Origin of the sequence: Streptomyces sp. NPDC058375 (assembly GCF_042723425.1) — a bacterium.
GTDB classification, from domain to species: domain Bacteria; phylum Actinomycetota; class Actinomycetes; order Streptomycetales; family Streptomycetaceae; genus Streptomyces; species Streptomyces durocortorensis.
Genome location: NZ_JBHXJG010000202.1, coordinates 1 through 13,621, shown reverse-complemented (window position 1 = coordinate 13,621; position 13,621 = coordinate 1). Strand labels below are relative to the sequence as shown.

At 70.9% G+C, this 13,621-nt stretch carries 15 protein-coding genes; 8 read left to right on the top strand and 7 right to left on the bottom strand.

What is annotated here, in order from left to right; all coding sequences use genetic code 11:
• Nucleotides 1-48 precede the first annotated feature (48 nt).
• The 3 genes from ACFWM7_RS26345 to ACFWM7_RS26335 form a co-directional block, all read right to left on the bottom strand.
• The gene (locus ACFWM7_RS26345; RefSeq protein ID WP_383264803.1) at nucleotides 49-825 is read right to left on the bottom strand and encodes a transglycosylase SLT domain-containing protein; all 777 of its coding nucleotides are present in this window, start codon (nucleotides 823-825) and stop codon (nucleotides 49-51) included.
• A gap of 272 nt (nucleotides 826-1,097) precedes the next feature.
• A complete protein-coding gene (locus tag ACFWM7_RS26340; protein ID WP_383264800.1) occupies nucleotides 1,098-2,246 on the bottom strand; it encodes an S-adenosylmethionine:tRNA ribosyltransferase-isomerase in 1,149 nt (382 codons plus the stop codon).
• A 272-nt stretch (nucleotides 2,247-2,518) separates the two neighbouring features.
• Nucleotides 2,519-3,244: an SDR family NAD(P)-dependent oxidoreductase gene (locus tag ACFWM7_RS26335; protein WP_383264798.1), complete on the bottom strand. Its 726-nt coding sequence runs from the start codon at nucleotides 3,242-3,244 to the stop codon at nucleotides 2,519-2,521.
• A 243-nt stretch (nucleotides 3,245-3,487) separates the two neighbouring features.
• Here ACFWM7_RS26335 and ACFWM7_RS26330 point away from each other — a divergent pair, with 243 nt between their 5' ends.
• The 3 genes from ACFWM7_RS26330 (at nucleotide 3,488) to ACFWM7_RS26320 (ending at nucleotide 5,668) form a co-directional block, all read left to right on the top strand.
• Nucleotides 3,488-4,633: a GAF domain-containing sensor histidine kinase gene (locus ACFWM7_RS26330; protein WP_383264796.1), complete on the top strand. Its 1,146-nt coding sequence runs from the start codon at nucleotides 3,488-3,490 to the stop codon at nucleotides 4,631-4,633.
• Nucleotides 4,626-5,270: a response regulator transcription factor gene (locus ACFWM7_RS26325; protein ID WP_356569172.1), complete on the top strand. Its 645-nt coding sequence runs from the start codon at nucleotides 4,626-4,628 to the stop codon at nucleotides 5,268-5,270. The genes ACFWM7_RS26330 and ACFWM7_RS26325 overlap by 8 nt, the downstream gene beginning before the upstream one ends.
• A gap of 146 nt (nucleotides 5,271-5,416) precedes the next feature.
• Nucleotides 5,417-5,668: a chaplin family protein gene (locus tag ACFWM7_RS26320; RefSeq protein ID WP_383264793.1), complete on the top strand. Its 252-nt coding sequence runs from the start codon at nucleotides 5,417-5,419 to the stop codon at nucleotides 5,666-5,668.
• A 364-nt stretch (nucleotides 5,669-6,032) separates the two neighbouring features.
• Here ACFWM7_RS26320 and ACFWM7_RS26315 read toward each other — a convergent pair whose 3' ends face one another.
• On the bottom strand, nucleotides 6,033-6,824 hold the full coding sequence (locus ACFWM7_RS26315) for a hypothetical protein (RefSeq protein WP_383264791.1): 792 nt from the start codon (nucleotides 6,822-6,824) through the stop codon (nucleotides 6,033-6,035).
• 144 nt (nucleotides 6,825-6,968) lie between these two features.
• Between ACFWM7_RS26315 and ACFWM7_RS26310 the strand changes: the two genes are divergently transcribed.
• The 4 genes from ACFWM7_RS26310 to ACFWM7_RS26295 all read left to right on the top strand — a co-directional run bounded on the left by ACFWM7_RS26310 (nucleotide 6,969) and on the right by ACFWM7_RS26295 (nucleotide 10,329).
• The gene (locus tag ACFWM7_RS26310; protein ID WP_383264789.1) at nucleotides 6,969-7,766 is read left to right on the top strand and encodes an ABC transporter ATP-binding protein; all 798 of its coding nucleotides are present in this window, start codon (nucleotides 6,969-6,971) and stop codon (nucleotides 7,764-7,766) included.
• A 129-nt stretch (nucleotides 7,767-7,895) separates the two neighbouring features.
• The gene (locus tag ACFWM7_RS26305) at nucleotides 7,896-8,324 is read left to right on the top strand and encodes an NfeD family protein (RefSeq protein WP_383264786.1); all 429 of its coding nucleotides are present in this window, start codon (nucleotides 7,896-7,898) and stop codon (nucleotides 8,322-8,324) included.
• Between the two features lie 163 nt (nucleotides 8,325-8,487).
• Complete coding sequence (locus ACFWM7_RS26300; RefSeq protein ID WP_383264784.1) at nucleotides 8,488-9,477, top strand: SPFH domain-containing protein; 990 nt, start codon at nucleotides 8,488-8,490, stop codon at nucleotides 9,475-9,477.
• Between the two features lie 78 nt (nucleotides 9,478-9,555).
• On the top strand, nucleotides 9,556-10,329 hold the full coding sequence (locus tag ACFWM7_RS26295) for a sulfite exporter TauE/SafE family protein (RefSeq protein ID WP_383264782.1): 774 nt from the start codon (nucleotides 9,556-9,558) through the stop codon (nucleotides 10,327-10,329).
• 95 nt (nucleotides 10,330-10,424) lie between these two features.
• Here ACFWM7_RS26295 and ACFWM7_RS26290 read toward each other — a convergent pair whose 3' ends face one another.
• The 3 genes from ACFWM7_RS26290 to ACFWM7_RS26280 form a co-directional block, all read right to left on the bottom strand.
• Nucleotides 10,425-10,937 carry an HNH endonuclease gene (locus tag ACFWM7_RS26290; RefSeq protein ID WP_383264779.1) on the bottom strand — a complete coding sequence of 171 codons (513 nt, stop codon included), beginning with the start codon at nucleotides 10,935-10,937 and terminating at the stop codon, nucleotides 10,425-10,427.
• Between the two features lie 138 nt (nucleotides 10,938-11,075).
• On the bottom strand, nucleotides 11,076-11,612 hold the full coding sequence (locus tag ACFWM7_RS26285; RefSeq protein WP_383264776.1) for a YbhB/YbcL family Raf kinase inhibitor-like protein: 537 nt from the start codon (nucleotides 11,610-11,612) through the stop codon (nucleotides 11,076-11,078).
• Between the two features lie 84 nt (nucleotides 11,613-11,696).
• The gene (locus tag ACFWM7_RS26280; protein WP_383264773.1) at nucleotides 11,697-12,479 is read right to left on the bottom strand and encodes a sporulation protein; all 783 of its coding nucleotides are present in this window, start codon (nucleotides 12,477-12,479) and stop codon (nucleotides 11,697-11,699) included.
• An 87-nt stretch (nucleotides 12,480-12,566) separates the two neighbouring features.
• Between ACFWM7_RS26280 and ACFWM7_RS26275 the strand changes: the two genes are divergently transcribed.
• Nucleotides 12,567-13,220, top strand: a complete 654-nt coding sequence (locus tag ACFWM7_RS26275; protein WP_383264770.1) for a DNA-3-methyladenine glycosylase — start codon at nucleotides 12,567-12,569, stop codon at nucleotides 13,218-13,220.
• Nucleotides 13,221-13,621 lie beyond the last annotated feature (401 nt).

The following is a 13,621-nucleotide window of genomic DNA, read 5'->3' as shown; positions in this document are numbered from 1 at the left end:
CCCCGCGGGGTGCCGGCCTCCGGCATGTGTACGGCTGGGCTCGGCGGATCAGTACGCGCTGTTCACGTTGTCCATGGAGCCGTAGCGGTCGGCCGCGTAGTTGCAGGCGGCGACGATGTTGGCGACCGGGTCGTACAGGTCCTTCTTGGTGCCCGCCACGTGGTAGCGGTCGAAGGTCGGCTGGATCACCTGGAGCAGCCCCTTGGAGGGAATGCCGTTCTGGGCGTTGATGTCCCAGTTGTTGATGGCCCAGCGGTTGCCGCTGGACTCCCGGATGATGTTGCGGTGGATCCCGTCGTACGAGCCCGGGATGCCTTCCTTCTTCATGATCGACATGGCCTCGCGGATCCAGCCGTCCAGGTTGTTGGCGTAGACGGGCTTGCGCGCGGTGGAGCGGTTGGCCTTCTCGGACGCGCGCTTCTTCGCGTCCGCCTTGGCCTTGGCGGCCTTCTCGGCCTTGTCCTTCGCGTCGGCGGCGGCCTTGGCCTTCGCCTCGGACGCGGCCTTCGCCTTGGCGGCCTTGGCCTTGGTCTCGGCGGCGGCCCTCGCCTTCGCGGCGTCGGCGGCCTTCACGAGCTTCTCGGCGGTGGAGTGCTGCTCGATCATGCTGTTCTGCACGGTCTTGGCCTGTGCGGACCCCGCGGCGTTGGTGAAGGCCACGGGAGCGGCGGCGGCTGCCGCCTGCGGGGCAATCTCGGCATCGGCGTTCGACGGGACGAGCGAGAAGGTCAGGGCGGCGACGCCCAGGGCCGACACACCGGCCACGGAGATCTTCTGGACCTTGTTCAGACGACGGAGACGACGGGGAATGCGAGTCGCAGACATGTAGGGCTACCTCTTCGAATGCTCAGGTGTCCTCACGGAGGACGAGACCGGAGGCGGTGATGCGCACCTCCGTCGGGGACGAGAGCAATTCTTAGCGGCAGCAAAATCGTGTGGCAAAGGTGTGACGTACGAAGGCGGGTAGTGGAACAGGGTCCTGTTCGTCCGAAATGACCCCGGGCCATGCCTGCTCAAATCGCCCTTATGTGACCACTAGGTACGTTCGTAAGTGACGTGGGCCCTATGCCTGGGCTCACATCGGCGAGGTAACAGCCTCACCACTCGTTGCTGAAGCAATCCGGAGCGTTACCTTCCTCATCCGGCAGGATGAGGTGGACGTCCCCGAACTCGTGCCAGAGGTACCGCTCCTGGAGCGCCGCCTCGTACCCGCGGCGCAGTGCCTCGCGCCCCGCCACCGCCTCCAGCATCAGCAGATGCGAGGCCTGCGGCTCGTGCAGCCCGGTCAGCAGCCCGTCCACCACCCGCACGCCCCGCTGCGGCGTCACCACGAGGTCCGTCCACCCCTCGGCCGGCCGGACCACCCCGTCCGCCCTCGCCGCCGACTCCAGCGCCCGCACGGCCGTCGTCCCCACCGCGACCACCCGCCCGCTGTCCGCCGCCCGTACGGCGTTCACCAGCCACGCCGTCGCCGCCGGTACCGCGAACCGCTCCGGGTACGGCGGCTCGTGCGCCTCCGCCGACGCCACTCCCGTGTGCAGGGACAGCGGAGCGAACAGCACCCCCCGGCGCACCAGCTCCGCCACCAGCGCGACCGTGAAGGGCCGCGCGGCACTCGGCATCTCCGCCGAACCGCTCCCGTCGGGCGACGGCACGGCGAACACCGTCCGATACGCCGACAGCGGCTGATCCCGGTCCGTGTACCCGTACCGAATGGGCCGCCCGTACCGCCGCAACAGCTCCGGCACCGGTTCCGGCACCCGGGCCCACCACAGCCGGGCCCCGGACGCGGGCCCGATCGGCTCCTCCAGCACCAGGTCCCGCCCGCCCGGCAGCCGCACGACCGCCCCCACCGGTCCGCCGGGCCGCGGCCCGGTGACCCCCGCCCCACCGGGCGCCCGCAGCTCCACCGCCCACCGCCCGTCCGCACCCCGCGTCGAGAAGTGCACGACGACCCGCTCCCCGCCGACGCGCCCGTTCACCGCGGCGGGCAAGGTGACGGACGTGTTCACCACCAGCACGTCCCCCACCCGCAGCTCCCCGGGCAGTTCCCGGAACGCACGATGCGAGACCGCCCGCCCCCGCGACACGAGCAGCCGTATGTCGTCCCGCCCCGCACCCCGCTGCTCGGCCGGCACCCGAGCCGACAGATCCGCCGGCACCCGCAACGCCTCCAGGGCCGTGGGGCAGACGACCGCCGCCGATGCCGCCCCGCCGGGACCGGGTGCGGGCGGTTGCGGGGTCATGGAATCTCCGACGACCGCGGTCCCGGCCTCGGCCCCCGCCGGCGCGGGAGGTTCCGGCGCTGCGGAACCTCCCGCCCCCACCGGTCCCGTCCCCCTTGGCGCTGGTGCTTCCGGGGCTGCGGAATCTCCCGCAACCGCGGTCGTCCCGGCCTTGCCCGGTCCCGGTGTGGGCGCTTCCGGGGCTGGGGAACGACCGGCCATCGCCGGTCCCACCCCGCCCGGGCCCGGCGGGGCGAGGGCGACCTCGCCGTCCCCGCACCGCACCCGCGCGCTCACCGGGAACCTCCGCCCGGCCCCGTCGGCTCCTCCAACAGGGCCGGAGCGGCGTACCGCCCGCCCGCCGGCCGCTCCCGGATCAGCCGGAGGAACGCGGGCGCCACGCTCTCCGGCGACGGCCGCGCCGCGTCCGTGTCCTCCGGGACCGCCGCGGCGTACAGGTCCGTCGCCATGTCGCCCGGGTCGACCGCCCACACCCGCAGCCCCGGTTCCTCCTCGCCCAGCACCGCCGCCAGCTGGTCCAGCGCCGCCTTCGACGCCCCGTAACCGCCCCACGTCGGGTACGCCTCCGCCGCCGCGTCCGAGCTGATCACCACCACCGCCCCCGCCTCCGATGCCCGCAGCGACGGCAACGCCTCCTGTACGAGACCGAGCGCCGCCACCACATTCGTCTCCAGCGCCCGCCTGAGCCCCTCGACCGGCAGCGCGTCCAGCCGGACCAGCGGCTCCGTGCCCAGCACGCTCGCGTTGCTCACCAACAGGTCGAGACCGCCCAGCGACCCGGCCGCCGCCACCAGCTCCGCCCGGTGCGCCGCGTCCGTGACGTCCCCCGGCACCGCCACCACCCGCGTCCCGTACCGCCCGCGCAGCTCCCGCGCCGTCTCCTCCAGCACCCCGGCGGTCCGGGCGTCCAGCACCAGGTCCCAGCCCTCCCCGGCCAGCGCCCCCGCCAACGCCCGCCCCAGCCCCTTCGAACCACCTGTGATCATCGCGACCGGCATCGTGACCGTCCCCTTCGCACCCTCGGCGTCCGCCGGGAGATCCCGGCGATCTCACCGTAGGAAGCCCCGCCCGCACCGCGCCTCGCCCGCGAGCCGCACCCGTACCCGGCACTTCGACGTAGGTCCCGAACGGTCCTACGACCTCCGCCCGAGAGGCCCGCCCGCACGGGCCTAGGCCCCCGCCCGCCCAACACCACCCCCGGCCCGATACGGCCGCCGGGCCCCCGCCGGTACGGTGATCCCATGAGTCATCGCCCACCGTCGGGCCTCGCCGCGGTGAGTGCCGCGCTGCTCGCCATGAGCCGGCACCTCGAAGTGGGCGACGTCCTGAAGACGATCGTCGCCTCCGCCCGCGAACTGCTCGACGCCCAGTACGCGGCCCTCGGCGTCCCGGACGACCACGGCGGCTTCGCCCAGTTCGTGGTCGACGGCGTCAGCGACGAACAGTGGAAGGCCATCGGCCCGCTGCCCCGCCAGCACGGCATCCTCGCCGCGATGCTCCACCAGGCGAAGCCGGAACGCCTCGCCGACGTCCGCGAGGACCCCCGCTTCGGCGGCTGGCCCGACGCCCACCCCGACATGTCCGACTTCCTCGGCCTGCCCATCACGGACGGCGACGAGATCATCGGCGCACTGTTCCTCGCCAACAAGATGTGCCCCAAGCCGGAGGGCGGCTGCGGCTTCACCGCCGAGGACGAGGAACTGCTCCAGATCCTCGCCCAGCACGCCGCGATCGCCCTCACCAATGCCCGCCTCTACGAGCGCAGCCGCGAGCTGACCATCGCCGAGGAACGCTCCCGCCTCGCCCACGAGCTGCACGACGCGGTGAGCCAGAAGCTCTTCTCGCTCCGCCTCACCGCCCAGGCCGCCGCCGCCCTCGTCGACCGCGACCCCGCCCGCGCCAAGGGCGAGCTCCAGCAGGTCGCCGTCCTCGCCGCCGAAGCGGTCGACGAGCTGCGGGCCGCCGTCGTGGAGCTGCGCCCGGCCGCCCTCGACGAGGACGGCCTGATCGCCACCCTCCGCACCCAGATCCAGGTCCTGGACCGGGCGCACGCCGCCGAGGTCGCCTTCGAGAGCTGCGGAGTGCGCGCACTGCCCGCCGCCCAGGAGGAAGCCCTGCTCCGGGTCGCCCAGGAGGCCCTCCACAACGCCCTGCGCCACTCCGGGGCGGAGCGCGTGAGCGTCACCCTGGCCCGGCGCGGCACCGCCACCGTCCTGCGCGTCACCGACGACGGGGGCGGGTTCGACCCCACCGCCGTCCGGCGCGCGGGCCGCCACCTCGGCCTCGTCTCCATGCGCCACCGGGCGAACAGCGTCGGCGGCCGACTCACCGTTGCCTCGGAGCCCGGCAAGGGCGCCACGATCGAGATGGAGGTCCCCGGTGGCTGACAAGATCATCAGGGTGCTGCTGGTCGACGACCATCAGGTGGTCCGCCGCGGACTGCGGACGTTCCTGGAGATCCAGGAGGACATAGAGGTCGTCGGTGAGGCGTCAGACGGCGCGGAGGGCGTGGCCCGGACCGAGGAGCTGCGCCCCGACGTCGTGCTGATGGACATCAAGATGCCCGGCACCGACGGCATCGAGGCGCTGCGCCGCCTGCGCGAGCTCGACAACCCGGCGAAGGTCCTCATCGTCACCAGCTTCACCGAACAGCGCACGGTGGTCCCGGCCCTGCGCGCCGGAGCCTCCGGTTACGTCTACAAGGACGTCGACCCGGACGCCCTGGCCGGCGCCATCCGCTCCGTCCACGCCGGACACGTCCTGCTCCAGCCGGAGGTCGCGGGCGCCCTCCTCGCCCAGGACGACGCGGGGACCGGCACGGGCCGGGGAAGCACCCTCACCGAGCGCGAGCGCGAGGTGCTCGGCCTCATCGCGGACGGCCGCTCCAACCGGGAGATCGCCCGCGCCCTCGTCCTCTCCGAGAAGACGGTCAAGACGCACGTCTCGAACATCCTGATGAAACTCGATCTGGCGGACCGTACGCAGGCGGCACTGTGGGCGGTACGCCACGGAGCGGCGGGCTGACGTCGGCACCGCCACCGGTTCCCGTCCGGACTGAGATTCATACTGTCGGGTGTATGTCACCCGTACGGCGCATCCTTCCGGGCCGCACGGCGTTCTCCAGGACGTGCTGCGGCGGCTTGCCGCAGCCTTTCTAGGAGGATCCTGAAGTGAAGAACCTGAAGAAGGCCGCCGCCGTCACCATGATCGCGGGCGGGCTCGTCGCCGCCGGCGCCGGCGCTGCCTCCGCCACCGGCCACAGCGGTGCCGGAGCCCACGGCGTGGCCGTAGGCTCCCCGGGCGTCGCCAGCGGCAACCTCGTGCAGGTCCCCGTAGCCGTCCCGGTGAACGTGGTCGGCAACACGGTCAACGTGGTGGGCCTGCTCAACCCGGCCTTCGGCAACCTCGGCCTGAACCACTGACCCCACCTCCAGTCGAAAGCCGGACGGCCCCTCCCATCCCCAAGGGCCCGCCCGGCTTTCGCCGTACCCACCACCCCACCCTCCTCGGCCGACCCCCACCCAGCCCGTCCGGCGCTTGAGGACGGAACCCTCGCGCCGGGATCCCCGCGCCCGAATGGGCTCCCGCCCCAGCCCGTCCGGCGCTTGAGGACGGAACCCTCGCGCCGGGGCCCCCGCACCCGACCGGGCGCCCAGGGCACCCCTTCCAGCCCGTCCGGCGCTTGAGGACGGAACCCTGGACCAAGAGGCCCTCGCGCCAGAACAGGCCCCCGCCCAGGGGCACCCACCCCAGCCCGTCCGGCGCTTGAGGACAAAGGCCGAGGGCCTACCGCCGAGCCTCCCCGCCCTCCACATACGCGTTGTACGCCGCCACCACCGCCCGCCGAGCCACCCGCTCCACCGGCCGCAACGCCTCCCCCCGCGCCGCGATCTCCGACGAGCTCACCGCACCGCCGTGCCCGTTCTCGTACGCCACCGAGACCAGCAGCCCCACCCGCTGCGCCATCTCCAGCACCCGCACCGCCCGCGGCGGATACCCGGGCGCCAGCACCTCGCGCCCACCACCCCGCTCCACCCGCGCCCGGTACGCGTCCACCGCCGCCTCCGCCACCGGCCCGGAACCGGCCACGTCCAGCCGCGACAGCACCGCCGTCGCATCCCGCAACGCCTCCGCCAGCTCCCGCTCCGCCTCACCCAGCGACGGCACATCCGCCGGCGGCGCCTCCCGCACCGGCAGCACCCGCCACACCACCTCGACGTGCAGATCCCCGGCCGGCCCGACCTCGCGCACCTCCGGCACCAGCCCGTACGGCACCCCGTACGCGACCACCGCCTCCTCCGCCTCCAGCGCCCGCGCGTTGAAGTCCGGCGGACCGCTCAGCCCCAGCGGATGCCCCGGCACCGGCAACGCGACCCGGAAACCGGTCGCTCCAAGACCCCTCAGCCGACCGAGCGCCAGCGTGAGCCCGACCGGCCCCGCCTCACCCGGCAGCCCCTCGACGCGGTGCACCGCGTCCTCCCCGACAATCGCGAGGGCCGCCTCGTCCGGCGAGACGAGTCCCGCCAGAAGCGCGTTTCCCCAAGCGGCCAACAACCCTGAACGTGGTTCGACAAGCATGCCGACAGCCTAGGGAACGTCCGGGCAGAGCCCGGGGTCCGGACCTCACGCCCGAACCACTCGCGCGGTGGCGTAGGTTTTCCCTGGGAGCCGTGCCCACCGGCACGCGACGATCGACGAGACTGCTTGGGGAGACAACGCGCCATGAGCGATGTACTGGAGCTGGTGGACGTATCCGTGGTCCGCGACGGACGCGCTCTGGTGGAAGACGTCTCCTGGTCGGTCAAGGAGGGGGAGCGCTGGGTCATCCTGGGCCCCAACGGCGCCGGCAAGACGACCCTCCTCAACCTGGCGTCCAGCTACCTCTTCCCGAGCAAGGGAACGGCCACCGTCCTCGGCGAGAAGCTGGGCGGCGTCGGCACGGACGTCTTCGAGCTGCGCCCCCGCATCGGCATGGCGGGCGTCGCGATGGCCGACAAGCTGCCCAAGCGCCAGACCGTGCTGCAGACGGTCCTCACCGCCGCGTACGGCATGACCGCCACCTGGCACGAGAACTACGAAGCCGTCGACGAGGAGCGCGCCCGCGCCTTCCTCGACCGCCTCGGCATGACCGAGTACCTGGACCGCAAGTTCGGCACGCTCTCCGAAGGAGAGCGCAAGCGCACGCTCATCGCCCGCGCCATGATGACCGACCCCGAGCTGCTGCTCCTCGACGAGCCCGCCGCCGGGCTCGACCTCGGCGGGCGCGAGGACCTCGTCCGCCGCCTCGGCCGCCTCGCCCGCGACCCGCTCGCCCCCTCCATGATCATGGTCACCCACCATGTCGAGGAGATCGCACCCGGGTTCACCCACGTCCTGATGATCCGCCAGGGCAAGATCCTCGCGGCCGGCCCCATGGAGACCGAGCTCAGCTCCCGTAACCTCTCCCTCTGCTTCGGCCTGCCGCTCATCGTCGAGCACACCGGCGACCGCTACACCGCCCACGGCCTCCCGCTCTCCTGAGCGGGACCGCCGCAACAGCCCCCGCGCACCCCGCCCGCAGAACCACCGCACCCCGATCGGCAAGCCGTTCACCGCAGTTGACCCCCGTGCGCCCTGTCGGTGACGCACCGACAGTCCTACGATGACCATGTGGACATCGACGCATGGGTGTGGTGGCTGATCGGCGCGGTGGGACTGGGCATCCCCCTCGTCCTGACCGCGATGCCCGAATTCGGCATGTTCGCCGTCGGGGCGGTGGCCGCATCGGCCGTCGCCGCGCTCGGCGGTGGAATCGTCGCCCAGGTGCTGGTCTTCGTCCTGGTCTCGGTCGCGCTGATCGCCGTCGTGCGCCCGATCGCCGCCAGACACCGGGCCGGACAGACCGGGCAGGCCAGCGGCATCGACGCCCTGAAAGGCCGCCAGGCGGTCGTGCTGGAGCGGGTATCGGCCGACGGCGGCCGGATCAAGCTCGCCGGCGAGGTCTGGTCGGCCCGATCGTACGACGCCGACCAGGTCTTCGAGCCCGGCAACAAGGTCGATGTCATCGAGATCGACGGAGCCACGGCCGTCGTCATGTGACCGAAGCGCGCACAGGGCGGGCCCACGTCTGCCAGACTCGAAGTCGATCATGTCGATCATCATGCGAACCCGGTCCGGCCACAACTCGCCGACCACCGGCCGTACCTGAGGACCGACCCCGATCACCGCGATCCATCGGCCAACGAAGGGCACGAGAGACACGATGCAACCGATCATCATCGTTCTGATCATTCTGGTGGTGCTCGTCTTCATCGCCCTGATCAAGACGATTCAGGTCATCCCGCAGGCCAGCGCCGCCATCGTGGAGCGATTCGGCCGCTACACCCGCACCCTGAACGCGGGCCTGAACATCGTCGTCCCGTTCATCGACTCGATCCGCAACCGGATCGACCTCCGTGAACAGGTCGTGCCCTTCCCGCCGCAGCCGGTGATCACCCAGGACAACCTGGTCGTCAACATCGACACCGTCATCTACTACCAGGTGACCGACGCCCGCGCCGCGACCTACGAAGTCGCCAGCTACATCCAGGCGATCGAGCAGCTCACCGTCACCACCCTCCGCAACATCATCGGCGGCATGGACCTGGAGCGGACCCTCACCTCCCGCGAGGAGATCAACGCGGCCCTGCGCGGCGTCCTCGACGAGGCGACCGGCAAGTGGGGCATCCGCGTCAACCGCGTCGAGCTCAAGGCGATCGAGCCGCCCACCTCCATCCAGGACTCGATGGAGAAGCAGATGCGGGCCGACCGCGACAAGCGCGCCGCGATCCTCACCGCCGAGGGCATCCGGCAGTCCCAGATCCTCACCGCCGAGGGCGAGAAGCAGTCCGCGATCCTGCGCGCCGAGGGTGAGGCCAAGGCAGCCGCCCTGCGCGCCGAAGGTGAAGCCCAGGCGGTACGCACGGTCTTCGAGGCCATCCACGCCGGAGACCCGGACCAGAAGCTCCTGTCGTACCAGTACCTCCAGATGCTCCCGAAGATCGCCGAGGGCGACGCCAACAAGCTCTGGATCGTGCCCAGCGAGATCGGCGACGCCCTCAAGGGCCTCAGCGGAGCCTTCGGGAACCTCGGCGGCGGCATGCCCGGCTTCAACACCGGCGGCGACGGCGGCAACGGCGGCAACGGCGCAAGCGGCAAGGGCAGCATTCCGGCCCCCGCGATGGAACGACGCGAGGAACCCCCGGTCTCCTGACCCGCGAACCCCTTCGTGCATGATCAGTGAGGCCCCTCGACCTTCATGGCGGGGAGGCGTCACTGACCACCGAAGGAGATGGCCTTGTCCATCTGGGAAATACTCGCCGTCTTCGCGGCCGGAGTCGGCGCGGGCACGATCAACACGATCGTCGGCTCGGGCACCCTGATCACCTTCCCCGTCCTGCTCGCCACCGGCCTCCCCCCGGTCACCGCGACCGTGTCCAACGCGCTGGGCCTCATCCCCGGCTCCATCAGCGGGGCCATCGGCTACCGCAAGGAACTGGTCGGCCAGCGCCGCCGGATCATCAAACTGGGCATCGGAGCCGCCATCGGCGGCCTCTGCGGGGCGACCCTGCTGCTCGCCCTGCCCTCCACGGCCTTCGAGACGATCGTCCCGGTCCTGGTCGCCCTGGCGCTCGTCCTGGTCATCCTGCAACCACGCATCAGCAAAGCCGTCCAGCGCCGCCGCGAACACACCGACACCCCGCCCCGCGCCGACGGCGGCCCGCTCCTCTTCACCGGCCTGATGCTCGCCAGCGTCTACGGCGGCTACTTCACCGCCGCCCAGGGAATCATCTACCTCTCCCTGATGGGCATGCTGCTCGACGACACGATGCAGCGCCTCAACGCCGTCAAGAACGTCCTGGCCGCCGTGGTCAACACCATCGCCGCACTGTTCTTCCTCTTCGTCGCCCACTTCGACTGGACGGCCGTCCTCCTCATCGCGGTCGGCTCGGCCATCGGCGGCCAGATAGGCGCCAAGGTCGGCCGCCGCCTGAGCCCCACCGTCCTGCGCGCCCTCATCGTGGCCGTCGGCACGGTCGCCATCGTCCAGCTGCTCCTCCGCTGACACACGTGGGCCCGCCCCCTCACAGGGACGGGCCCACGCACACAGCACCAGGCGTACGTCATCTACGCCCAGCTCCACACGGCGACGTCACGGCCTTACGCGGCAGCTGCCGACCGGTCCAGCCACTCGGGCAGCGCCGAACGGTCGCCGGCCCCCATCGCCAGCAGCATCGCCTCGGCGGGGGAGGGCACGAACGGCTGCTTCAGCAGCGGCATCCCCGCCTGCTCCGGCGTCCGGGCCGCCTTGCGGTGGTTGTCCTCGGCGCAGGAGGCCACCGTGTTCAGCCAGGTGTCCTGCCCGCCCTGGGCACGCGGCACCACATGGTCGACGGTGGAGGCCCGCTTGCCGCAGTACGCGCACCGGTGCTGGTCCCGTATGAGCACACCCCTTCTGGACCACGGGGCCTGTCTTCGGAACGGCACCCGTACATACCGGCAGAGCCTGATCACCCGGGGCGCCGGAATGTCCACGGCGGCACCACGCATACGGAGCTCGGGATGCGACTGCTCGACGACGGCCTTGTCCGTCAGGATCAGGACCACCGCACGGTTGAGCGTCACTGTCGACAGCGGCTCGAAGCTCGCGTTGAGAACCAGCGTGTCACGCATCCTGCCCACCTCCCGTGTGCCGCCCGCCCCCTGGCAGGCCCGGATCAACTCTGGCTGGGCAGGCCGCGATGGACAACGCAATAAAAAATGCCCTGCTCTGATCTCTCCAAGACCAGAGCAGGGCAAACAGCAAACGAACTAATCGCCGGCGGGAGCCTGGTACTCACCGATCAACTGCGCACGGCCCAGCGTGTGGAACCGGAGGTTGAACCCGACCACCGCGGGCGAGGAGTCGCTGTCGATCCCGAGCTTCTCGGTGTCCACCGCGTACACGGTGAACACATACCGGTGGTTCTCGCCGGCCGGCGGCGCGGCACCGCCGAACTCCTTCGCGCCGTAGTCGTTACGGGCCTGAATCGCCCCCGCCGGCAGCCCCTTGAACTCCCCGCTGCCCGCACCTGCCGGCAACTCCGTCACCGACACCGGAATGTCGAAGAGCGTCCAGTGCCAGAACCCGCTGCCCGTCGGCGCGTCCGGGTCGAAACACGTCACGGCGAAGCTCTTGGTCCCCTCGGGGAAGCCCTCCCACCGCAGCTGCGGCGAAGTGTTCCCGCCCGCAAGCACCTGAGCGTCGCCCAGCACGGCCCCCGGCGCGAGATCGTCGCTCACCACGGTGAACGCCGGAACCTCCGGGTGGAATTCGTGCGGCAGCGGGGCCCTCTTCGGCTCGGTCACGTATCGCACCTCTCCTGATCGGTTCGTCTGCCTACTTCCCCGACTGTAGGGGGCGTACGGCCCTCTCCTCGGAGGGCGTACCGCCTAGAGCCAGTTGCGCTGTCCGCCGACCTGGGCGAGCCACTGGTTGAGGTACGCCGCCCAGTCGGTCTGCTGGTAGTCGTGCAGCCCCACCTTGAACGCGCGGTAGGAGTCGCTGCCCTCGCTGAACAGCCCAGGCTTCTTGTCCATCTCCAGAATGACGTCCATCTCACGGTCGTCGGCGACGAACGTGAGCTCCACCTGGTTCAGCCCGCGGTACTGCGTCGGCGGGACGAACTCGATCTCCTGGTAGAACGGCAGCCGCTGGCGGGTGCCGCGGATGTGGCCGCGCTCCATGTCCGCGCTGCGGAAGCCGAAGCCCAGCTGACCGAAGGCGTTCAGGATGGCCTCCTGCGCCGGCAGCGGGTGCACGTTGATCGGGTCCAGGTCACCGGAGTCCAGCGCGCGGGCGATCTCCAGCTCGGTGGTCACCCCGATGTTCATCCCGCGCAGCTGCTGGCCGCCGAACATGGTGATCGGCGTCTCCCACGGGATCTCCAGGCCGAACGGCACCACGTGCACCGCGCCCGCCTGCACCTCGAAGGCGCCGCCGAGGTTCAGCTTGGTGAACTCGATGTCCTGCTTGGTCTCCTGGTCCGCGCTCTCGACCTCGACCCGCGCCTGGAGTCCGACGTTGAGTCCCTCGATCTGCTGGGCGACCGAACCGCCCTGAATCCGCACCTCGCCCTGAACGATCCCACCAGGGACGACATTCACCTCGGTGAGCTCGGTCTCCACCGAGGCACCGCCGGCACCCATGCTCGCGAGCAGCCGCTTGAAGCCCATAGTCACTCCTTCTTGGTCCTGACCCCTACATACGCGCCACGACGGTAGCCGGTTCCCTTCGGAGCGAAGCCAGTACCCTCGGACGCCATGACCAAAAGCCTGGACCGCACTCCACTGACGCGAGACTTCTTCGACCGCGACGTCCTGGAGGTCGCCCCGGACCTGCTGGGCCGCACACTCGTACGCCGGGAGCCGACGGGCACGATCGAGCTGCGCCTGACCGAGGTGGAGGCGTACGCGGGCGAGATCGACCCCGGCTCGCACGCCTTCCGCGGCCGCACGGCCCGCAACAGCACGATGTTCGGCCCGCCCGGTCACACGTACGTCTACTTCACGTACGGGATGTGGCACTGCCTCAACCTGGTCTGCGGCCCGGACGGCCATGCCAGCGGAGTCCTGCTCCGGGCCGGCGAGATCAACGTCGGCGCCCACCTGGCCCGTGACCGACGCGTCTCGGCCCGCAACGACAAGGAACTGGCCAAAGGCCCGGCCCGCCTCGCCACCGCCCTCGACGTCGACCGCGACCTGAACGGCAGCGACCTCTTCGGCGGCCCCGCCCCGGCACTGTCCGTCCTGCACGGCACCCCGCCGCCCCGTGACCTCGTACGCAGCGGCCCCCGCACCGGAGTGGGCGGCGACGGCGCCCACCAGCCGTGGCGCTTCTGGATCGAAGGGGATCCCACGGTCAGCCCGTACCGCGCCCACGCACCGCGCCGTCGGCCCAGCCGCAAAGCGACTTGACGGACCTCCGGCGGACGCCTAATGTAGTCCGAGCCGCTTGACACGGGTACAGCTCTCGGCACAGTCCATCGGACCGGACCGAGCCACTCGAAGCGGCCAAACCACTACCTACGACTCACCCTGGCGGGTGCGAATTCGGCATGCCCGTAATTCGCCCTATCGGCTCGATTATGAGCTGCCAAGAGAATCGGCTAACGTAGCGGACACGCCGAAAGGCGAGGCCACTCCACAGGCCACCGGAAATCGAATTCGGACCGGAAACGGAACGAAAAAGAGTCTGGTAAAGTCGGAGCCGCCGGAAAGGGAAAACGCGACAGCGAAGAACCTCGAAAGCACCCCGCTTCGACCGGGAATCGGACATGAAAGCGTCTGATAGAGTCGGAAACGCAAGACAGCAAGAC

What these genes read in the sequence shown, in the direction of transcription:
- ACFWM7_RS26345 (WP_383264803.1), bottom strand. Translation starts at nt 825, where the DNA reads ATGTCTGCGACTCGCATTCCCCGTCGTCTCCGTCGTCTGAACAAGGTC.
- ACFWM7_RS26340 (WP_383264800.1), bottom strand. Translation starts at nt 2,246, where the DNA reads ATGACCCCGCAACCGCCCGCACCCGGTCCCGGCGGGGCGGCATCGGCG.
- ACFWM7_RS26335 (WP_383264798.1), bottom strand. Translation starts at nt 3,244, where the DNA reads ATGCCGGTCGCGATGATCACAGGTGGTTCGAAGGGGCTGGGGCGGGCG.
- ACFWM7_RS26330 (WP_383264796.1), top strand. Translation starts at nt 3,488, where the DNA reads ATGAGTCATCGCCCACCGTCGGGCCTCGCCGCGGTGAGTGCCGCGCTG.
- ACFWM7_RS26315 (WP_383264791.1), bottom strand. Translation starts at nt 6,824, where the DNA reads ATGCTTGTCGAACCACGTTCAGGGTTGTTGGCCGCTTGGGGAAACGCG.
- ACFWM7_RS26310 (WP_383264789.1), top strand. Translation starts at nt 6,969, where the DNA reads ATGAGCGATGTACTGGAGCTGGTGGACGTATCCGTGGTCCGCGACGGA.
- ACFWM7_RS26300 (WP_383264784.1), top strand. Translation starts at nt 8,488, where the DNA reads ATGCAACCGATCATCATCGTTCTGATCATTCTGGTGGTGCTCGTCTTC.
- ACFWM7_RS26295 (WP_383264782.1), top strand. Translation starts at nt 9,556, where the DNA reads ATGGCCTTGTCCATCTGGGAAATACTCGCCGTCTTCGCGGCCGGAGTC.
- ACFWM7_RS26290 (WP_383264779.1), bottom strand. Translation starts at nt 10,937, where the DNA reads ATGCGTGACACGCTGGTTCTCAACGCGAGCTTCGAGCCGCTGTCGACA.
- ACFWM7_RS26280 (WP_383264773.1), bottom strand. Translation starts at nt 12,479, where the DNA reads ATGGGCTTCAAGCGGCTGCTCGCGAGCATGGGTGCCGGCGGTGCCTCG.
- ACFWM7_RS26275 (WP_383264770.1), top strand. Translation starts at nt 12,567, where the DNA reads ATGACCAAAAGCCTGGACCGCACTCCACTGACGCGAGACTTCTTCGAC.